This is a genomic window from Burkholderia sp. 572 (assembly GCF_040545135.1).
GTDB lineage: Bacteria > Pseudomonadota > Gammaproteobacteria > Burkholderiales > Burkholderiaceae > Burkholderia > Burkholderia cepacia.
The window spans coordinates 421,461-441,257 of sequence record NZ_JBEPLH010000005.1 but is presented as its reverse complement, the minus strand read 5'-3'; the positions used below and the strand labels follow the sequence as shown (position 1 = coordinate 441,257).

Annotated in this window: 19 protein-coding genes; 6 read left to right on the top strand and 13 right to left on the bottom strand. The window is 69.0% G+C overall.

What is annotated here, in order from left to right; translation table 11 throughout:
* Positions 1–141: 141 nt before the first annotated feature.
* The 5 genes from purH to ABIC51_RS12905 all read right to left on the bottom strand — a co-directional run bounded on the left by purH (position 142) and on the right by ABIC51_RS12905 (position 5,787).
* On the bottom strand, positions 142–1,707 hold the full coding sequence (purH, locus tag ABIC51_RS12925; protein ID WP_021162493.1) for a bifunctional phosphoribosylaminoimidazolecarboxamide formyltransferase/IMP cyclohydrolase: 1,566 nt from the start codon (positions 1,705–1,707) through the stop codon (positions 142–144).
* Positions 1,708–1,751: 44 nt separating this feature from the next.
* Entirely contained in the window at positions 1,752–1,985 is a 234-nt protein-coding gene (locus ABIC51_RS12920) for a Fis family transcriptional regulator (RefSeq protein ID WP_006476892.1), read from the bottom strand.
* Positions 1,982–3,049, bottom strand: a complete 1,068-nt coding sequence (dusB, locus tag ABIC51_RS12915; protein ID WP_042977079.1) for a tRNA dihydrouridine synthase DusB — start codon at positions 3,047–3,049, stop codon at positions 1,982–1,984. Before dusB ends, ABIC51_RS12920 begins: the two co-directional genes overlap by 4 nt.
* Before the next feature lie 124 nt (positions 3,050–3,173).
* A complete protein-coding gene (locus tag ABIC51_RS12910) occupies positions 3,174–4,361 on the bottom strand; it encodes a UbiH/UbiF/VisC/COQ6 family ubiquinone biosynthesis hydroxylase (RefSeq protein WP_175897912.1) in 1,188 nt (395 codons plus the stop codon).
* A gap of 40 nt (positions 4,362–4,401) precedes the next feature.
* Complete coding sequence (locus ABIC51_RS12905; RefSeq protein WP_175897911.1) at positions 4,402–5,787, bottom strand: aminopeptidase P N-terminal domain-containing protein; 1,386 nt, start codon at positions 5,785–5,787, stop codon at positions 4,402–4,404.
* A gap of 187 nt (positions 5,788–5,974) precedes the next feature.
* Between ABIC51_RS12905 and ABIC51_RS12900 the strand changes: the two genes are divergently transcribed.
* A complete protein-coding gene (locus ABIC51_RS12900) occupies positions 5,975–6,586 on the top strand; it encodes a glutathione S-transferase family protein (protein WP_060082816.1) in 612 nt (203 codons plus the stop codon).
* 110 nt (positions 6,587–6,696) lie between these two features.
* Here ABIC51_RS12900 and ABIC51_RS12895 read toward each other — a convergent pair whose 3' ends face one another.
* On the bottom strand, positions 6,697–8,316 hold the full coding sequence (locus ABIC51_RS12895) for an FMN-binding glutamate synthase family protein (protein ID WP_021162498.1): 1,620 nt from the start codon (positions 8,314–8,316) through the stop codon (positions 6,697–6,699).
* 197 nt (positions 8,317–8,513) lie between these two features.
* A complete protein-coding gene (locus ABIC51_RS12890; protein WP_334054243.1) occupies positions 8,514–9,278 on the bottom strand; it encodes an NAD(P)H-dependent oxidoreductase in 765 nt (254 codons plus the stop codon).
* 74 nt (positions 9,279–9,352) lie between these two features.
* Between ABIC51_RS12890 and ABIC51_RS12885 the strand changes: the two genes are divergently transcribed.
* Positions 9,353–9,727: a winged helix-turn-helix transcriptional regulator gene (locus ABIC51_RS12885; protein ID WP_027788355.1), complete on the top strand. Its 375-nt coding sequence runs from the start codon at positions 9,353–9,355 to the stop codon at positions 9,725–9,727.
* Between the two features lie 51 nt (positions 9,728–9,778).
* Here ABIC51_RS12885 and mnmA read toward each other — a convergent pair whose 3' ends face one another.
* On the bottom strand, positions 9,779–10,927 hold the full coding sequence (gene mnmA / locus ABIC51_RS12880; protein ID WP_175862019.1) for a tRNA 2-thiouridine(34) synthase MnmA: 1,149 nt from the start codon (positions 10,925–10,927) through the stop codon (positions 9,779–9,781).
* Entirely contained in the window at positions 10,924–11,433 is a 510-nt protein-coding gene (locus ABIC51_RS12875; RefSeq protein WP_021164203.1) for an NUDIX hydrolase, read from the bottom strand. The genes mnmA and ABIC51_RS12875 overlap by 4 nt, the downstream gene beginning before the upstream one ends.
* Positions 11,434–11,709: 276 nt before the next feature.
* Here ABIC51_RS12875 and ABIC51_RS12870 point away from each other — a divergent pair, with 276 nt between their 5' ends.
* The 3 genes from ABIC51_RS12870 to ABIC51_RS12860 are packed head-to-tail and all read left to right on the top strand — an operon-like array spanning position 11,710 to position 14,638.
* Entirely contained in the window at positions 11,710–12,849 is a 1,140-nt protein-coding gene (locus tag ABIC51_RS12870; RefSeq protein WP_060193644.1) for a Re/Si-specific NAD(P)(+) transhydrogenase subunit alpha, read from the top strand.
* Between the two features lie 11 nt (positions 12,850–12,860).
* Positions 12,861–13,187 (top strand): NAD(P) transhydrogenase subunit alpha part 2, encoded by a 327-nt coding sequence (locus ABIC51_RS12865; protein ID WP_027788352.1) that lies wholly within the window; start codon positions 12,861–12,863, stop codon positions 13,185–13,187.
* The gene (locus ABIC51_RS12860; protein WP_060207123.1) at positions 13,184–14,638 is read left to right on the top strand and encodes an NAD(P)(+) transhydrogenase (Re/Si-specific) subunit beta; all 1,455 of its coding nucleotides are present in this window, start codon (positions 13,184–13,186) and stop codon (positions 14,636–14,638) included. Before ABIC51_RS12865 ends, ABIC51_RS12860 begins: the two co-directional genes overlap by 4 nt.
* A gap of 89 nt (positions 14,639–14,727) precedes the next feature.
* Here ABIC51_RS12860 and ABIC51_RS12855 read toward each other — a convergent pair whose 3' ends face one another.
* Complete coding sequence (locus tag ABIC51_RS12855) at positions 14,728–15,648, bottom strand: LysR family transcriptional regulator (RefSeq protein WP_060193640.1); 921 nt, start codon at positions 15,646–15,648, stop codon at positions 14,728–14,730.
* 80 nt (positions 15,649–15,728) lie between these two features.
* Between ABIC51_RS12855 and ABIC51_RS12850 the strand changes: the two genes are divergently transcribed.
* Positions 15,729–16,652 carry a carbon-nitrogen hydrolase family protein gene (locus ABIC51_RS12850; protein WP_059693802.1) on the top strand — a complete coding sequence of 308 codons (924 nt, stop codon included), beginning with the start codon at positions 15,729–15,731 and terminating at the stop codon, positions 16,650–16,652.
* Positions 16,653–16,735: 83 nt separating this feature from the next.
* On the opposite strand, the gene ABIC51_RS12845 is transcribed toward ABIC51_RS12850, so the two are convergent.
* From ABIC51_RS12845 to ABIC51_RS12830, 3 genes are all read right to left on the bottom strand, one after another.
* Positions 16,736–17,422 carry a helix-turn-helix transcriptional regulator gene (locus ABIC51_RS12845; protein ID WP_027788348.1) on the bottom strand — a complete coding sequence of 229 codons (687 nt, stop codon included), beginning with the start codon at positions 17,420–17,422 and terminating at the stop codon, positions 16,736–16,738.
* A 73-nt stretch (positions 17,423–17,495) separates the two neighbouring features.
* Positions 17,496–17,912 (bottom strand): VOC family protein, encoded by a 417-nt coding sequence (locus tag ABIC51_RS12840; protein WP_059649531.1) that lies wholly within the window; start codon positions 17,910–17,912, stop codon positions 17,496–17,498.
* Positions 17,913–18,370: 458 nt separating this feature from the next.
* Positions 18,371–19,672: a THUMP domain-containing class I SAM-dependent RNA methyltransferase gene (locus ABIC51_RS12830; RefSeq protein ID WP_021164196.1), complete on the bottom strand. Its 1,302-nt coding sequence runs from the start codon at positions 19,670–19,672 to the stop codon at positions 18,371–18,373.
* Between the last annotated feature and the right edge of the window lie 125 nt (positions 19,673–19,797).

Below are 19,797 nucleotides of genomic sequence, written 5' to 3'. Positions count from 1 at the left end.
GGCGTGATGCAGCGATACTACAACGAATGGTGTGCGGCGCCGGCCGCACGGTTGCGTGCGCCGGCGCAACGCAATAAAAAACCCGGCGGGTGCAATGCCGCCGGGTTGTCGTGCAGCGGCCGCGCGGGCCGCATGCCGCGATCAGTGACGGAAGTGACGCACGCCCGTCAGGATCATCGCGATGCCGTGCTCGTCGGCTGCGGCGATCACTTCGTCGTCGCGCATCGAGCCGCCCGGCTGGATCACGCAGGTCGCGCCGGCCGCCACGACGACGTCGAGGCCGTCGCGGAACGGGAAGAACGCATCCGACGCGACGGCCGAACCGGCCAGCGTCAGGCCCGCGTTCTGCGCCTTGATGCTTGCGATGCGCGCGGAATCGACGCGGCTCATCTGGCCGGCGCCGACGCCGAGCGTCATGCCGTTGCCGCAGAACACGATCGCGTTCGACTTCACGTACTTCGCGACGCGCCACGCGAACAGCAGGTCGTCCATTTCCTTCGCGGTCGGCTGGCGCTTCGTGACGACGCGCAGCTCGCTCGGCTGCACGTTCTTCGAATCGAGCGATTGCACGAGCAGGCCGCCGCCCACGCGCTTCAGGTCGAATGCGTTGTGGCCGTCGCCCAGCGCGATCTCGAGCAGGCGCACGTTCTGCTTCGCGGCGAACACCTGCTTCGCGGCGTCGGAGAACGACGGGGCGATCAGCACTTCGACGAACTGCTTCGCGACGGCCTGGGCAGCCGCTTCGTCGACTTCGCGGTTGAACGCGATGATGCCGCCGAAGGCCGACGTCGGATCCGTCTGGAACGCCTTCGCGTACGCATCGGCCGAATCGTTGCCAACTGCAACGCCGCACGGGTTCGCATGCTTGATGATCACGCAGGCCGGTGCGTCGAACGTCTTCACGCATTCCCACGCCGCGTCGGAATCCGCGATGTTGTTGTACGACAGTTCCTTGCCTTGCAGCTGGCGGTAGTTCGCCAGCGCGCCGGCCGGCGTCGCGAGGTCGCGGTAGAACGCCGCGCTCTGGTGCGGGTTCTCGCCGTAGCGCAGGTCCTGCACCTTGTCGAACGCCAGGTTCAGCGTGGCCGGGTACGTGCTGCGCGAGGCGTGCTTCAGCTCGTCGGTCAGGCTCGTCAGGTAGTTCGTGATCGCGCCGTCATATTGCGCGGTGTGCGCGAACACCTTCGTCGCGAGGCGGAAGTTGGTCGCGTAGCCCACCGCATTGCCGTTCGCCTTCATTTCATCGAGCACGACCGCGTAGTCGGCCGGATCGACGACGACCGTCACGTCGCGGTGGTTCTTCGCGGCCGAGCGCAGCATCGTCGGGCCGCCGATGTCGATGTTCTCGATCGCGTCGGCGAGCGTGCAGTCGTCCTTCGCGATCGTCGCGACGAACGGATACAGGTTCACGACGAGCAGGTCGATCGTCGGGATGCCGTGCTGCTCCAGCGCCTGCATGTGCTCGGGCAGGTCGCGGCGGGCGAGGATGCCGCCGTGCACCTTCGGGTGGAGCGTCTTCACGCGCCCATCGAGCATCTCCGGGAAGCCCGTGTAATCGGCCACTTCGGTCACGGGCAGGCCGGCGTCGGCGAGGAGTTTCGCGGTGCCGCCCGTCGACAGCAGCTTGACGCCGAGGTCGGACAGCGACTTCGCGAAGTCGACAATGCCGGTCTTGTCGGAAACGGAAATGAGCGCTTGCTTGATCATGATGGAACCACCAATAGCCAGGGAAACGGGGACGGGACGGCTGCCTACAGCAGGCCGTGCTGCTGCAGCTTCTTGCGCAGCGTATTGCGATTGATGCCGAGGTACTCCGCGGCGAGCGACTGGTTGCCGCCTGCCTGTACGAGCACGACCTCGAGCATCGGCTTTTCGACGCAGGACATCACCATTTCATAGACGTCGTGCGGATTGGAGCCGTCTAGATCCCGGAAATACACGTCCAGGCTCTCGCGGACACATTGTTCGATGTTGTGCTTGCTCATGCTGCTAACTGGTTATGGTCGTCCGACTCGCCCTGGCCGTTTTCCTCTTCGTCGTCGACGTAGACGAGGTGGTCCGACAGCGCCTTTTGCGCCTCGAAGAATGCATTGACGGCGGCGAGCTGCTCGCGGGTGGAATCGAGCGTGTTCATCCTGTGCCGGAACCCGTTGGCACCGGAAAGGCCGCGAGTGTACCAGCCGATGTGCTTGCGCGCAGTACGGACTCCCGTGAATTCACCATAGAAGGCGTAGTGGTCTTCCAGGTGTTCGTTCATCACGTGCTGAATCTCGTCGATCCGCGGCGGGGGCAGCAGCTCGCCGGTTTGCAGGAAATGATCGATTTCGCGGAACAACCATGGTCGACCTTGCGCAGCGCGACCGATCATCAGGGCATCGGCGCCGGTCGCGTCGAGCACGGCCTTCGCCTTCGCGGGCGACGTGATGTCGCCGTTCGCGACCACCGGAATCCGCACCGCCGCCTTCACGGCCGCGATGGTGTCGTATTCGGCGTCGCCGCGGTACAGGTCGGCGCGCGTGCGGCCGTGCACGGTGAGCATCGAAATGCCGGCGGCTTCGGCCAGGCGCGCGACCGTGATCGCGTTCTTGTGCTCGCGATCCCAGCCCGTGCGGATCTTCAGCGTGACGGGCACCGCATCGGGCCCCGTGCCGACCGCCGCGACCACCGCCTCGACGATGCGCTGCACGAGCGGCTCGTTCTGCAGCAGCGCGGAGCCGGCCGCGACGTTGCAGACCTTTTTCGCCGGGCAGCCCATGTTGATGTCGATGATCTGCGCGCCGTTGTCGACGTTGTAGCGGGCCGCTTCGGCCATCATCGCCGGATCGGCGCCCGCGATCTGGACCGCGATCGGTTCCACCTCGCCTTCGTGGTTCGCGCGCCGCATCGTCTTCGCGCTTTTCCACAGCTGCGCGTTGGACGCGACCATCTCGGACACGGCGTAACCGGCCCCCATCCGCTTGCAGAGCTGGCGGAACGGACGATCCGTCACGCCGGCCATCGGGGCGACGAACAGGTTGTTACGCAATACGTGAGAGCCGATAACGGGCATCGCAATGGCACCGCCCGCGGCGGGCGCGGGCATGAAAAGGGCAGACGGAAACGCGCATTTTACCGTATTCCCATGCCCCGCCGATTTGACCCGGTTTGAGTGGCGCGACTGTGCGCGCCGCGCGTCAGTTGCGCTGGCCGAACATCATCTGGCGCGCGATCACCTTCTTGAGCGGCGGCACGAACTCGAGTGCGGTGAGCGCGGCACCGCGCAGCAGCGGGAGCGGGCCCGAGTCGATCGTGAACAGGCGTGCCAGCGTGTCGGTCGCGCCGATCGTGAAGCGCCGGTCGAGTGCGCGGCGCGCGTTGAAGGTGGCGAGCGCGGTCGCTTCGAAGCCTTGCGTGGACAGCGTGTCGACGAGCGTATGCGCATCGCGCAGCCCGAGGTTGAGCCCCTGGCCCGCGACGGGGTGCAGGGTTTGCGCGGCATTGCCGACGATCGCGACGCGGCCGTTGACGAGCGTCTGCGCGGCGTTCAGGCCGAGCGGGAAAGACGCGCGGCCCGCGATCGAGACGAAGTCGCCCATGCGCTCGCCGAACGCGCTGCCGAGTTCGCGCAGGAACGCGTCGTCGGGCAGCGCGGCGCGGCGCGCCGCTTCGTCGGGCGTGCAGCACCACACGAGCGAATACTCGGCCTGGCGCGGGCCGCCAAGCGGCAGCAGCGCGAGCGGGCCTTCGTGCGTGAAGCGTTCCCACGCGACGTTCGGGCGCGGCGCCGATACCGTGACCGTGCCGACGATCGCGGTCTGGCCGTAGTCGCGGCGATGCTTGCCGGTATCGGCCCGCTGTTCGTGGAACAGCCCGCCTTCGGCATTGATGACGATGCGTGCGCGCAGCGTGCGCTCGCCTAGCGGGCCATCGAGCGTCAGCGTGACGCCGTCGGCATCCTGCTGCGGCTCGCGCGCGGTGGTCGACGTGAGCCAGTCGACGCGGGTGCCGCGCACGGCGCCGGCGAGCGCCTGCACGAGTGAGCCGAAGCGTACGACATAACCGAGCGCGGCGAGGTTGTGTTCGTCGCGGTCGATCAGCGTGCGGCCGAAATGGCCGCGCTGCGATACGTGGATGTGTTCGATCGGCGTCGCGTCGGCGGGCCACGCGAGCGTGTCGAGCAGCACGCGGCTGCCGTGCGACACGGCGATCGCGCGCGGATCGTTCGCGCTCGCGGCCGGTTCACGCGCATCGATCAGCGCGATCGATGCGTGCTGCGTGGCGCTGCGGCGCGCGAGCCAGCCGGCGAGCGCGAGCCCGACGGGGCCCGCGCCGACGATGGCGAGGTCGTAGTCCGGCGTGGCCGGGGAGGAGGCGGTCGTCATCTTGATTCGTGAAACGGAGGTAACGGTCGGCGGCAGCCGGTCATGCGAGTGCGCGCATCAGCGCTTCGATCTCGTCCGCCGCGACGGGCACGCCGCGCGTGATCAGCTCGCAGCCCTGCTCGCGCACGATCGCGTCGTCCTCGATGCGGATGCCGATGTTCCAGTACTCGGGCGGCACGTCGTCGGCGGCGCGCACATACAGGCCGGGTTCGACCGTCAGCGTCATGCCGGCCTTCAGCGTGCGCCATGGCAGCGCGCCGTTGCCGTCGCGCTCGGCGAGCCGCTCGCGGTAGTCGCCGCAATCGTGCACGTCCATGCCGATCCAGTGGCCGGTGCGGTGCATGTAGAAGCGCGTGTACGCACGCTCGGCGATCACGTCGTCGACGTTCGAGAAGCGCGTTTTCGGGATGATGCCGGTGTCGAGCAGCCCCTGCGCGAGCACGCGCACGGCGGCGTCGTGCGGTGCTTCGAACGGCACGCCGGCGCGCGTCGCTTCGATCGCGGCCTGCTGGGCGGCGAGCACGATGTCGTACAGCGTGCGTTGCGCGGGCGAGAAGCGCCCGTTGGCCGGAAACGTGCGCGTGATGTCCGACGCGTAGCCGTCGAGTTCGCACGCGGCGTCGATCAGGATCAGGTCGCCGTCCTTCGCGGTTGCGTTGCCGGCCGGGTAGTGCAGCACGCACGCGTTCGCGCCGGCCGCGACGATCGAGCCGTACGCGGGCGACTGCGCGCCGTGCTTGCGGAACACATACAGCAGCTCGGCTTCGAGTTCGTATTCGCGGATGCCGGGGCGGCACGCCTGCATCGCGCGGCGGTGCGCGAGCGCGGAGATGTGCGCGGCGCGCATCATGATCGCGAGCTCGTGCTCGTCCTTCACGAGCCGCATGTCGTCGAGGAGCGGCGTGAGGTCGAGCATCGCGTCCGGTGCGGCGACGCCCGTGCGCGCCAGCGCGCGCACCGCGTCGATCCAGCCCGCGAGCCGGCGGTCGAAGTCGGCCGATGCGCCGAACCGGTAGTGCACGGTGCCGGAGTCGGCGAGCAGGCGCGGCATCTCCGTGTCGATCACGTCGACCGCGAACGCCGCGTCGAAGCCGAACGCATCGCGCGCGGCTTCGGGCCCGTAATGGAAGCCTTCCCAGATCTCGCGGTCGGCATTCTTGCCGCGGCAGAACAGGATCGACTCCGGCGCGCCGTGCGGCGCGGCCGCGTTCAGCACGAGCACGGCATCCGGCTCGGTGAAGCCCGTCAGGTAATGGAAGTAGCTGTCGTACCGGTACGGGTAGGCCGTATCGCGGTTGCGCAGCAGTTCCGGCGCGGTGGGGACGATGGCGACGCCGCCGCCGGCGGCACGCAGTGCGGCAAGCACGCGTTCACGGCGCTGGCGGTAGACGTCGACGGCGATGGCGGTATCGAGGGGCGCGTTCATTCGTGCGATTGTAGCGCCGCGTGACGCCGCGCGTGAGAGAGGGGGCGGGAAGCCGCGCCGGGCGGCCCGCGTGACGGTTGTTGCAAACCATCCACAGGCCGGTCGGGCGATTTTCTGTCGCGCGACGCCGGCCGGTTATGATCGGCGACAACGTATACTCTCGGCGGTTCCCTTAAAAAGGCAGATGATGAAATTAATCGGTTCGCTCAGCAGCCCGTACGTCCGCAAGGCGCGGATCGTGCTGGCTGAAAAGAAGATCGACTACAAGCTGGAGCTCGAGAACGTGTGGGCGCCGGAGACGGATATTCATGCTTCGAATCCGCTCGGCAAGGTCCCGTGCCTCGTGATGGAGGATGGTGCCGCGGTGTTCGATTCCCGCGTGATCTGCGAATACGTCGACACGCTGTCGCCGGTCGGCAAGCTGATTCCGCCGTCGGGGCGCGAGCGTGTCGAAGTGCGCTGCTGGGAAGCGCTGGGCGACGGCGTGCTCGACGCGGCCGTGGCGATTCGTCTCGAATACACGCAGCGGGACGAAGCGCAGCGCAGCGCGAGCTGGATCGCGCGTCAGCAGCGCAAGATCGACGACGCGCTCGTCGCGATGTCGCAAGGGCTCGGCGGCAAGACGTGGTGCGTCGGTAATCATTACACGCTCGCCGACATCGCACTCGGCTGCGCGCTCGGCTATCTCGACTTCCGGATGCCCGAGCTCAACTGGCGCGACCGCCACCCGAACCTCGACAAGCACTTCGTGAAGCTGCTGCAGCGGCCGTCGTTCGCCGACACGCTGCCGCAGAACTGAGCCGCGCGCGACGCGTACACGCATTCACGCATTCGGCAGACAAGAAAAGCGCCCCGCGGGGCGCTTTTCTTTTTGCCGGGCCGCCCCCGCGGCGGGGGCGTTCGCGTGCATCATTCGATCGACGCGTAGACGGCCTCGCCGAGCGTGAACGAATCGCTGCGCGAAATCGGCCACCACTTGTCGTACAGCGTAAAGCCGCAGGTGTTGCCGTCGAGCAGCGCGCCGGGCTTCAGGTACTTCAGCAGCTGCGACATCAGCCGGACCTCGTGCGGCGCGATGCGCTGCACGATGTGATGCGCGCGCAGCTCCGACGGATGCGCGAGGCCGGCCGCCTGCACGAGCTCCTGCAGCGCGTGCAGCGTGTTGCGGTGGAAGTTGTACACGCGGTCGGCCTTGTCGGGCACGACGAGCGCGCGCTGGCGCACCGGGTCCTGCGTCGCGACGCCGGTCGGGCAGCGGCCCGTGTGGCAGGTCTGCGCCTGGATGCAGCCGACCGCGAACATGAAGCCGCGCGCCGAGTTCACCCAGTCCGCGCCGATCGCGAGCGTGCGGGCGACGTCGAACGCCGTGATGATCTTGCCGCTCGCGCCGATCTTCACGCGGTCGCGCACGCCGATCCCGACGAGCGTGTTGTGCACGAGCAGCAGCCCTTCCTGCAGCGGCACGCCGACGTGGTCGGTGAATTCGAGCGGCGCCGCGCCCGTGCCGCCTTCCGCGCCGTCGACGACGATGAAGTCCGGCACGATGCCGGTCTCGAGCATCGCCTTCGCGATCCCGAAGAATTCCCACGGATGGCCGACGCACAGCTTGAAGCCGGTCGGCTTGCCGCCCGACAGCGTGCGCAGCCGTTCGACGAATTCGAGCAGCCCGCGCGGGGTCGAGAATTCCGAGTGCGTCGCGGGCGAGATGCAGTCCTTGCCCATCGGCACGCCGCGCGTCTCGGCGATCTCCGGCGTGATCTTCGCGGCCGGCAGCACGCCGCCGTGGCCGGGCTTCGCGCCCTGCGACAGCTTGACCTCGATCATCTTGACCTGCGGATCGGCGGCCTGCTTCGCGAACTTGTCGGGGTTGAAGGTGCCGTCGTCGTTACGGCAGCCGAAGTAGCCGGACGCGATTTCCCAGATGATGTCGCCGCCGTTCTCGCGGTGGTACTTCGACAGCGAGCCTTCGCCCGTGTCGTGCGCGAAACCGCCTTTCTTCGCGCCGAGGTTCAGCGAGCGGATCGCATTCGCGGACAGCGAGCCGAAGCTCATCGCCGAGATGTTGAAGATCGAAATGTCGTACGGTTGCGCGCGATTCGCGCCGACGCGGACACGGAAATCATGGTTCGGCAGCTTCGTCGGCGCGAGCGAGTGGCTGATCCATTCGTGCGCGACGGCCTTCACGTTCAGCTCGGTGCCGTACGGGCGGTTGTCGGCGACGTTCTTCGCGCGCTGGTAGACGAGGCTGCGCTGCGCGCGCGAGAACGGTTTCTCGTCGGTGTCGTCCTCGACGAAATACTGGCGGATTTCAGGTCGGATGAATTCGAACAGGAAGCGGAAGTGGCCCCAGAGCGGGTAGTTGCGCAGGATCGCGTGGCGGTCCTGCTTCAGGTCGTACAGGCCGAGCGCGACGAGGGCGGCGGGAATCAGGATCCACAGCCACGCGATCGCGTGCCGCGCGGCGAGTGCCGCGACGGCCACGAACAGCAGGACCGCGCACCACATCGCGAGATAGCGTCGGGAAAACATGGGGACTCCGTCGTAATTATCTGGATGGCCATCGCTCGCGAGCGGTCGCGCGGCGGCCGGCAGGTCGGCGCCCTCGGCGTTGCGCCGGGCCGGCGGGCAGGGTGCCCGAGCCGTGCCTGGCCGCCGCCGGCGCCCACGATGGTCGAGAGTCTACTACGGGTCCCGTGAAGCTCGCGTTGCCGAGCCGGCCCGCCGCGTCAGGGGCCCGCGTGACGGATGAACGGGCCGTATGCGGGTGCGTCGGGCTTCAGCCTGACGCCGGCTTCGAAGTCCGTGTCGCGGTTGAACGGCACCCGCGGCCACGTGTGCCAGGCGCGCAGTCGCGCGCGGTAGTCCGCGAGCGCTTGCGCGAGGCGCGCGTCGCGGTGCCGCGCGGCGTCGCCGGCCGGATCGCTGCGGACCTCGTGGATCAGGTGCGGTTCGAGCACGTCGAAGCCGACGTAGCGCAGCGCATGCATGAGCGGCCACAGCAGCAGGCGCGTGTCGCCCTCGCGGCCGTCGGGCGCGCAGGCGGCGGCCGACGATCCGGTCGTCACGCTCAGCAGCGCGCGGCGCCCGTGCAACACGCCGCTGTCATGGCGCCGGCGGCTGCTGTAGAGGCCGCCGTAGACGAACACGCGATCCATCCAGCCCTTCAGGATCGCCGGCGCGCCGAACCACCACAGCGGGAACTGCAGGATCAGCGCGTCGGCCTGTTGCAGCAGCCCGACGTGATGCCCGACCTCCGGCGCGAGCGTGCCGCGCTCCCAGTGGTGGCGCTGCTCGCGTTGCGCGTCGAAGCGTGCCGTGTCGAGCCGATCGGCGTAATGGCGCGGCGCCTCGCTCGGGTCGAACCCGTCGGCGTACAGGTCCGCGACGGTCGCGGTATGGCCGGCGGCGCGCCACGTATCGGCCGCCGCATGGGAGAGGGCCGCGTTGAACGACTGCGGTTCGGGATGGGCGACGACGATCAGCGCATGCATGGCGGGCTCCGTGAGTATGCGACGATGATGGCCGGCGGCAGCGGGGCCGCGCAATCACGCACCCGGAGGTAACCATGGCATTTCCCGGCGACGTCTATGCGGCGGACTGTTCGGCACGCGACGCGCTCGCGCTGATCGCCGGCAAATGGACGCTGCTGATCCTGCCGGCGCTGGCCGAGCGGCCGCTGCGCAACGGCGAACTGCTGCGGCGCATCGGCGGCATCTCGCAGAAGGTGCTCACGCAGACGCTGCGCGAGCTGGAGCGCAACGGGCTGATCGAACGGATCGCGATCGCCGCGCGGCGATCGCATGTCGAATACCGGCTGACGCCGGTGGCGGAATCGCTGGTGGACACGCTCGTGGCGCTCGATCGCTGGGCCGAGCGCCATTTCCCGGTACTCGACGCGGCGCGCGAGCGCTACGACGCGGCCGTGCAGCACATGCGCTGAACAGGCGGGCGGTAGCGGGCGCGGCCGCTTTCGGCCGGCGCCGGCGGCGCGTCAGCGTGCGGCCGCGAGTGCCGACGCGTCGAGCGCCTGCCGGTCGCTGGTTGCCGCGCTTTCGATGATGCCGCCGCCGAGACAGATCTCGCCGTCGTACAGCACGGCCGACTGGCCGGGCGTGACGGCCCACTGCGCGTCGTCGAACGCGAGCGAGAAGCGTGCTTCGCCTGCCGGGCCGGGCACGGCGGCGCCGAATGCGCATGCCGCGTCGGCCTGCCGGTAGCGCGTCTTCGCGCCGCACGCGAAGCCCTCGGCCGGCGGCTCGCCGGCGACCCAGCTCACGTTGCCGGCAACGAGCTCGCGCGACAGCAGCCACGGATGATCGTGGCCCTGCACGACGTACAGCGTGTTCGACGCGATGTCCTTCGCGGCGACGAACCACGGTTCGCCGCTGCCGCTCTTGCTGCCGCCCAGGCCGATGCCCTTGCGCTGGCCGAACGTGTAGAACGCGAGGCCGATATGCTCGCCGACGACCTTGCCGTCCGGCGTCTTCATCGGGCCGGGTTTGGTCGGCAGATAGCGGTTCAGGAAATCGCGGAACGGCCGTTCGCCGATGAAGCAGATGCCGGTCGAATCCTTCTTCTTCGCGTTCGGCAGCCCGATCTGCGCTGCGATCTCGCGCACCTTCGTCTTCGGGATCTCGCCGAGCGGGAACATCGTCTTCGACAGTTGCGCCTGGTTCAGCCGGTGCAGGAAGTACGACTGGTCTTTCGTATGGTCGAAGGCCTTCAGCAGCTCGAAACGCCCGTCGCGCTCGCGCACGCGCGCATAGTGGCCCGTCGCGATCATTTCCGCGTCGAGCGACATCGCGTGATCGAGGAACGCCTTGAACTTGATTTCGGCGTTGCACAGCACGTCGGGGTTCGGCGTGCGGCCGGCCGAGTATTCGCGCAGGAACTCGGCGAACACGCGATCCTTGTATTCCGCCGCGAAGTTGACGGCTTCCACGTCGATGCCGATCAGGTCGGCTACCGACACGACGTCGATCCAGTCCTGGCGCGTCGAGCAGTATTCGCCGTCGTCGTCGTCTTCCCAGTTCTTCATGAACAGGCCGACCACGTCGTAACCCTGTTCCTTCAGCAGCCACGCGGTCACCGACGAATCGACGCCGCCCGACATGCCCACCACTACACGGCGCTTGCTCATTTGTTGACCGCCTGACGTTCGAATGCTTCGGGGCGCGGCGCGACCGAATGCGTATGCACGAAATCGAGCGGAATGCGCCGCCCGGCGAGGTAATCGTCGACGCAGCGCATCACCGCGGGCGAGCGATGGCGCTCGCTGCACGCGCGCAGTTCGTCGGCGGTCATCCACAGCGTGCGGACGATGCCGTCGTCGAGCGCGTGGCCCGCGACCGGCTCGCCGGCCGTGCCGCAGAACGTGAAGCGCAGGTAGGTCGCGCCGGCGGTGCCGGGACGGTCGTAGTGCGCCAGATAGACGCCGACGAGCGCGTCGGGCGTGAACGGGTGCGCGGTTTCCTCGAGCGTCTCTCGGATCACGGCGTCGGCCAGCGTTTCGCCGGCTTCGAGATGGCCTGCCGGCTGGTTGATGCGCAGGCCCGACGAGGTTTCTTCCTCGATCACGAGAAAGCGGCCGGCATGCTCGACGAGCGCCGCGACCGTCACATGCGGGGTCCAGATTTCGGGTTTCATGGTTCGGCATTTTACCGGTTGCGCCCGAACGCTGCCCGGCGTTCGGTCAGACGAATCCGACCCTCGTAATCGTCCGTCGCGCCGGTGCGCGGCCACGCCGGCCAGGCTGGCGCGTCGATCTCGCGCGATCGCGCGCAAAGGCGGGTGCGGCCGCCGCTTTCGCCTAAAGTGAAACGTGAGTGCCGTCGCTCGCGAGCCGGTAGTCCGGCTGCCCGGCTCGTTGCGCGGTGGAAATCGCCGGAAACGACCTGCCGGCGATGACTGGAGGGACTGACGATGCATATTGGCGTGCCTGCCGAAACGCGGGCGAACGAGGCGCGGGTGGCCGCGACGCCGGAAACCGTGAAGAAATACGCGGCGGCCGGGCATCGGGTCAGTATCGCGAGAGGGGCCGGCCTCGCGGCCAGTTATCCCGACGCAGCCTATGCGGCCGCCGGTGCCGAACTGACCGGCCAGTCGGCCGCGTTCGACGTCGACATCGTGCTGAAGGTCCAGGCCCCCACCGACGCCGAGCTGCCGTCGCTCAAGCGCGGCGCCGTGCTGGTCGGCATGCTCGATCCGTTCAACGGCGAGCAGGCGGCGAAGCTCGCCGCGGCCGGCGTGACGGGCTTCGCGCTCGAAGCCGCGCCGCGCACGACGCGCGCGCAGGGGCTCGACGTGCTGTCGTCGCAGGCGAACATCGCGGGCTACAAGGCCGTGCTGGTTGCCGCGGCGCTGTATCCGCGCTTCTTTCCGATGCTGATGACGGCCGCGGGCACGGTGAAGGCCGCGCGCGTGCTGATCCTCGGCGCGGGCGTCGCGGGCCTGCAGGCGATCGCGACCGCGAAGCGACTCGGCGCGGTGATCGAGGCGTCCGACGTGCGGCCGGCCGTGAAGGAGCAGATCGAGTCGCTCGGCGCGAAATTCCTCGACGTCCCGTTCGAAACCGACGAGGAGCGCGACGCTGCGCAGGGCGTGGGCGGCTACGCGCGCCCGATGCCGCCGTCGTGGCTCGGCCGCCAGGCCGCGCTCGTGCACGAGCGCGCGAAGCAGGCCGACATCGTGATCACCACCGCGCTGATTCCCGGGCGCCCGGCGCCGACCTTGATCTCGGTCGAAACCGTGCAGTCGATGAAGCCGGGCTCGGTGCTCGTCGATCTCGCGGCCGGCCGCGGCCCGGAATTCGACGGCCGCAAGAGCGGCAACTGCCCGCTGACGGTCGCCGACCAGGTGATCGCGCACCACGGCGTGACGATCGCCGGCTACACGAATCTCGCGTCGATGGTCGCCTCGGACGCATCGGCGCTGTATGCGCGCAACCTGCTCGACTTCATGAAGCTGATCGTCACGAAGGAGGGCACGCTGAACATCGACCTGACCGACGACATCGTCGCCGCGACGCTCCTGTGCCGCGACGGCGAAGTCGCGCGCCGATAACGGAGGAGACCATGGAAGTCGTCAATCACACGGTGATCGACGTGATCATCTTCGTGCTGGCGGTGTACGTCGGCTACCACGTGGTGTGGAACGTCACGCCGGCGCTGCATACGCCGCTGATGGCCGTGACCAACGCGATCTCGGCGATCGTGATCGTCGGCGCGATGCTCGCGGCCGCGCTCACCGTCGGCGCGACCGGCAAGGTGTTCGGCACGCTCGCGGTCGCGCTCGCGGCGGTCAACGTGTTCGGCGGCTTCCTCGTGACGAGGCGCATGCTCGAGATGTTCCGCAAGAAGGCGCCCCGGCAGCCCGGGCGCGGCAAGGAGGGCGCGCGATGAGCATGAACGTCGTCACGCTGCTGTACCTCGTCGCATCGGTGTGTTTCATCCAGGCGCTGAAGGGCCTGTCGAACCCGACGAGCGCGCGGCGCGGCAACCTGTTCGGGATGGCCGGGATGGCCGTCGCGATCCTCACGACGATCGCGCTGATCGCCAGGCAGGCGGCCTGGCTCGGCGCGAACCTGCCGCTCGGCCTCGCGCTGGTGCTCGGCGCGCTGATCGTCGGCGGCGGCGTGGGGGCGTTCGTCGCCGCGCGCGTCGAGATGACGAAGATGCCGGAGCTCGTCGCGGCGATGCACTCGCTGATCGGTCTCGCGGCCGTGTGCATCGCGTACGCGGTGGTGTCGGAGCCGGAAGCGTTCGGGCTCGTGCCGCAGGACGCCGTCGCGCCGGACTTCATTCCGTACGGCAATCGCGTCGAGCTGTTCATCGGCACGTTCGTCGGTGCGATCACGTTCTCCGGGTCGGTGATCGCGTTCGGCAAGCTGTCGGGCAAGTACACGTTCCGGCTGTTCCAGGGCGCGCCGGTCGTGTATGCGGGCCAGCACCTGCTCAACCTGATGCTCGCGCTCGGGATGCTCGGCTTCGGCATCCTGTTCTTCATCACGCAGTCGTGGCTGCCGTTCATCATCATGACGGCGATCGCGTTCGCGCTCGGCGTGCTGATCATCATCCCGATCGGCGGCGCGGACATGCCGGTGGTCGTGTCGATGCTGAACTCGTACTCCGGCTGGGCGGCGGCCGGCATCGGCTTCTCGCTGAACAACGCGATGCTGATCATCGCGGGGTCGCTGGTCGGCTCGTCGGGCGCGATCCTGTCGTACATCATGTGCCGCGCAATGAACCGCTCGTTCTTCAACGTGATCCTCGGCGGCTTCGGCGGCGAGGCGGCGGCCGGCGGTGCCGCGGGCGCGAAGGAGCAGCGGCCGGTGAAATCGGGTTCGGCCGACGATGCGGCGTTCATGCTCGGCAACGCGGAAACGGTCGTGATCGTGCCGGGCTACGGGTTGGCCGTCGCCCGTGCGCAGCACGCGCTGAAGGAACTGACCGACAAGCTGGTCGAGAAGGGCATCGACGTGAAGTACGCGATCCATCCGGTCGCGGGGCGGATGCCGGGCCACATGAACGTGCTGCTCGCGGAAGCGGAAGTGCCGTACGAGATCGTGTTCGAGATGGACGACATCAACGGCGAATTCGGCCAGGTCGACGTCGTGCTCGTGCTCGGCGCGAACGACGTGGTGAACCCGGCCGCGAAGAACGACCCGGCATCGCCGATCGCGGGGATGCCGATCATCGAGGCGTACAAGGCGCGCACGGTGATCGTCAACAAGCGGTCGATGGCGGCCGGCTACGCGGGCCTCGACAACGACCTGTTCTACATGGACAAGACGATGATGGTGTTCGGCGATGCGAAAAAGGTCATCGAGGACATGGTGAAGGCGGTCGACTGACGCATGCGCCGGCAACGCAGGCGGCCTGCCCCGATTCACGGGCAGCCTCGAAGGACAGGCCCGACCGGCGCAAGCCGGCCGGGCCGTTTTCATGGTGCGACGAGGTTCGCGATGCACGCGGCGATCGTGTCGCGTACGCGCACGATCGCCGGGTCGCGCTGCGTGCTCGAGCGCCAGCCGATTTCGACCGGGTAGTGCGGCAAGTCGACCGGGCAGGCGAGCGCGCGCAACGGCGTGGATCGCGCGATCGCGCGCGCCGCGTGCGAGGGAATCGTCGCCACCGCGTCGGAGCCGGCGAGCAGGTACGGCAACGCGGCGAAATGCGTGGTCGACGCCGCGACGCGCCGCTTGTGGCCGAGCGTGGCCAGCGCCTCGTCGACGATCCCGATCACGCCGCCCGACGACACGAGCAGGTGGTCGCGCTGCAGGAAATCGGCGAGCGTGAGCGTGCGCGGCGGCCGTGGGCGGGCGGCCGGGTCGATCAGGCACGCGTAGCCGCCCGTCGCGACCGCGCGCCGGCTGAGCCCGTTCGCCGAGAAGCCGCCCGATGCGATCGCGAGGTCGACGCCGTGGCGCAGCAGCGCGTCGCCGGCGATGCCGCTGTGCGTCTGCCGGAAGATCAGCCGGATGCCGGCGGCTTCCCGTGCAACGGCGTCGATCAGCGCGCGGCCGAGCGCGATCTCGAAGTCGTCCGACAGCCCGATCGAGATCGTGCGGCCGATGCGGTCGCCGCCGTCGGCCGCGATCGCGAGGCTTTCGCGGCAACGGTCGAGCGCGTCGGACAGGATCGGTTTCAGTTCGTCCGCGCGCGGCGTCGGCGCGAGCCCGCGGCCGGTGCGCACGAACAGCGGATCGGCATAGATCACGCGCAGCCGCGCGAGCGCCGCGCTCACCGCCGACTGCGTGAGACCGAGCCGCAGCGCCGCCCGGCTCGCGCCGCCTTCCTCGTACAGCGCCTCGAACACTTTCAGCAGGTTCAGGTCGAGACTGGCGATATCATCCGTATTCATGACACTTATCGTTCTATCGATTTGATCGATGACATCATATCGATAAAGATGGCGTTACCCCATTCACCGGAGACGCCTTCATGTCCACTTCAGTCATCGCCGCGCTGCAGATCGGCGCATCGCCCGACGGCACGCGCGCCACGCTCGACACGATCCTCGGCTACGAAACCGCGATCCGCGACAGCGGCGCGTCGCTCGTCGTGCTGCCCGAGGCCGTGCTCGGCGGCTATCCGAAAGGCGAGATCTTCGGCACGCGGCTCGGCTACCGGCTGCCCGAGGGCCGCGACGCGTATGCGCGCTACGCCGCGCAGGCGATCGACGTGCCGGGGCCGGAAACCGACGAGCTGGCCGCGCTGTCGCAGCGCACGGGCGCGAGCCTCGTGGTCGGCGTGATCGAGCGCGGCGGCAGCACGCTGTATTGCACGGCGCTGTTCTTCGATCCGCGCGACGGGCTCGTCGCGAAGCACCGCAAGCTGATGCCGACCGGCACCGAGCGGCTGATCTGGGGGCAGGGCGACGGCTCGACGCTGCCCGTCGTCGACACGGCCGCGGGCCGCGCGGGCGCCGCGGTCTGCTGGGAGAACCACATGCCGCTGCTGCGCTGCGCGATGTACGCGAAAGGCGTGCAGATCTGGTGCGCGCCGACCGTCGACGAGCGCGACGTGTGGCAGAGCTCGATGCGGCATATCGCGCACGAGGGGCGCTGCTTCGTCGTCAGCGCGTGTCAGGTGCAGCCGTCGCCGCGCGCGCTCGGGATCGACGTGCCGGGCTGGGATCCGGAGCGGCCGCTGATCCGCGGCGGCAGCGTGATCGTCGGGCCGCTCGGCGACCTGCTGACGGAGCCGCTGATCGGCACGGCCGGGCTCGTGACCGCGCGTATCGATACCGACGAACTCGTGCGGGCGCGCTACGACTTCGACGTGGTCGGGCATTACGCGCGGCCCGACGTGTTCTCGCTGCACGTCGACGAGCGGCCGAAGCGCACGGTGGTGTTCGGCGCGTAGGGAAAGGCGGGCCGGGCGCCGCACGGCGGGCGGCGGGCGGCCCGGAACAGGGACGGCGGCGGTGCGCCCGCCGCCGTGCCGCATCAGCGCATCGGCGCTTCCGCGATCCGCATGTAATCGGCGATCCGCCGTCCTTCCATGTCCGGAAACTGCTCGTGCACGACGATGTCGCCCATCCGCGCGATGTCGAAGGTGCGGAAATCGCCGCGCAGCTCGCACCACGCGCCGATCGTCCAGCGCCCGCCCCAGTAGACGAGCCCGAGCGGCCACACGCGGCGTTGCGAATGCGCGCCGAGCCGGTCGCGGTAGTCGAAGCTGACGACGTGGCGCGTATCGATGGCCTGGTGGATCGCATCGACCTTCGCGCAAAACGTCTCGTCGATGTGGAACGACGGCGCGAACACGGGCAGGCGGTCGAGCGCCGTGCGCTTGTCGGCCGGCATCGCCGACGCGATCTTCGCGAGCGCCGAGCGTGCGCCGCTCGCGAAGCGCGCACCGCCCCAGGTTTCGAGCATGCGTGCGCCGGCGGCGAGCGCCGCGAGCTCCTCGGCCGTGAACGTGAGCGGCGGCAGGCTCGCGTTGCGGTTCAGCCGGTAGCCGATGCCGGCTTCACCTTCGATCGGTACCCCTGACAGTTGCAGGTCGCGCACGTCGCGATAGACCGTGCGCGGCGACACCGACAGCCAGTCGGCCAGCTGCTGCGCGGTCGTGAGACGACGCCCGCGCAGCAGCTCGGCGATCTGGAACAGGCGGTCGGCACGGCGCGTCATGACGGCACCTCGGCTCCAACGGCAATGGGGACTTCGCGATGATAGCGCCGCGCGCGCCCGATGGCCGCTGCGCTCAGTGGCATTTCGGCGCGTGCAGGCCGACGCGGTTGCCTTCGGTGTCGATCAGGTAGCCGACGTAGCCGTAGTTGTTCGGCAGCTCGACGACGGAGCCCTGCACGACGCCGCCCGCGCGCTTCGCGCGTTCGAGCGCCGCGACGACCGATTCGCCGGCGTTCAGGTAGACGAGTACGCCGTTCGCGCTCGGCTTGATCTGCTGCGGATCGAACACGATGCTGCCGCCCGTGCTCGATGCGTCGCGGTCGAACGTGGCCATCGGCACGCCGCCGATGACTTCGCGCTGCAGCGTCGTTTGCAGCACGGTTTCGTAGAAGCGGATCGCCCGGTCGAAATCGAGGGACGGAATGTCGAACCACGCGATCGCGCGCTCGGGGGTGGCAGTGGCGGTGGCAGTTGCAGTTGCGGACGTCATGACGAGTTCCTTGTTGCGTTGTTGTTCGGGTTCGGTGCGGAAACCAGCCTTGCATTGCGCCGGGATTGCAGTGTGATCGCGGTCTGCTGACACCGTATTGTCAGTAGAGGTCGGGAACGATCCGCCGCACCGGCTGGTCGTCACGTGGCGCATGCCGTCGGGGGAGAGTGGGGAATCGCGCGTGACCTGCGTCGTGAAGCCGACCGTCACGCACGACGGGCTGGTGCCGGGCTCGAAGATGGAAGAGGGATCGCGGGATTCGCGGCGGGTGGCCGGTCGTGCCGTCGAGCCGCAAGACGCTGCTCGAGACGGGGCAGGCGCTGCCGTTCACGACGGGGCGCCGGGAGAAGTCGAAGCATTGAAACGGAACGACGCCGTTGCCGCGGATGCGGTAACGGCGTCGTTCCGGTTGTCGCGCAGGGGCCGTATCGGCGGCCCCGTCGCGACCATGATGCGGATTACGCGTCGCCTTCCGGCGTGGCCGGGCGCGCCTTCACGCTGCCGGCGATCAGGTCGAAGCGGAACAGCCGGCATTCGAGCGCGCCGTTGAACAGCGGCGTCTTGGCCGATTCGCGCAGCCGCAGCTGGCCCGGCAGCGAACGGTCGGACGTCAGCAGGAACGCCTGCCAGCCCGTGAAGCGCTGCTTCAGCGCATCGCCGAGCGCGTTGAAGAACTCGCTGTCCGGTGCGTCGGTGTGGGTGCGGCGGAACGCGTCGTCGTTGCCGCGGTTGCGGCCCGTCTCGCGCACCTCGCCGCGCGCGCTGCGGCCGCGCACCTCGATCCGCTCGCCGTACGGCGGGTTCGCGAGGATGATGCCCGGGCCGTCGCACGGCGGCGTCATCCCGCGCGCGTCGACCTGCTTGAGCCACACCGACGGCACGCCCGCGCGCTCGAGGTTCGCGCGTGCCTTCTCGAGCATGTCGCCGGAGATGTCGCTGCCGTACACGCCGAGCGCCTCGCCGCGTTTGCCGCGCGCCGCGCGCTTCGCGTCCAGCGCCGGGACCTTCAGCCCCTGCCATGCGGTGATGTCGTATTGCTTGAGTTTCTCGAAGCCGAACCGGCGCTCGACGCCGGGTGCCACGCCGAGCGCGATCTGCGCGGCTTCCGCGAGGAACGTGCCGCTGCCGCACATCGGGTCGTACAGCGCCGTGCCGGGCGTCCAGCCCGTCAGGCGCAGGATGCCGGCCGCGAGGTTCTCGCGCAGCGGCGCCGCGCCCTTGTCGAGGCGCCAGCCGCGCTTGAACAGCGGCTCGCCCGACGTGTCGAGGTACAGCGTGCACTCGTTGGCCGTCAGGAACGCGAACACGCGCACGTCGGGCGCACCGGTATCGATGCTCGGGCGCGCGCCGGTCTTCTCGCGCATCCGGTCGCAGATCGCGTCCTTCACGCGCAACGTCGCGAATTCGAGGCTCTTCAGCGGCGACTTGATCGCGGTGATGTCGACGCGCAGCGTCTGCGTCGCCGCGAACCAGCGCTCCCACGGCTGCTCGAGCGCGAGCGCGTAGACGTCCTGCTCGTTGCGGTAGGCGCGGTGCGCGATCTTCAGCAGGACCCGGCTCGCGATCCGCGAATGGAGGTTCGCGGCCATGCCGGCGGCCCAGCCGCCGCTGAAGTGGACGCCGCCCGGCACCTGCGCGCCCGCGGTGAACGGCGCGCCGTTCAGGTGGCGGCCGGCGATTTCGGCCAGCTCGGCGGCGAGCGCCGCTTCGAGGCCGCGCGGGCAGGGGGCGAAGAATTCGTACAGGGTGGGCGAGGACATAAGGCGGGTGAGGACGTGCAAAAGTCCACTATTGTACGCGGCGCGGGCGGCCGGGGCCGGCGTTGCGTCGCGTTTCGGTGCCGCGGCGCGGGCCCGGGCGCCGCGCATGCGTGCCGGGGGCGGCC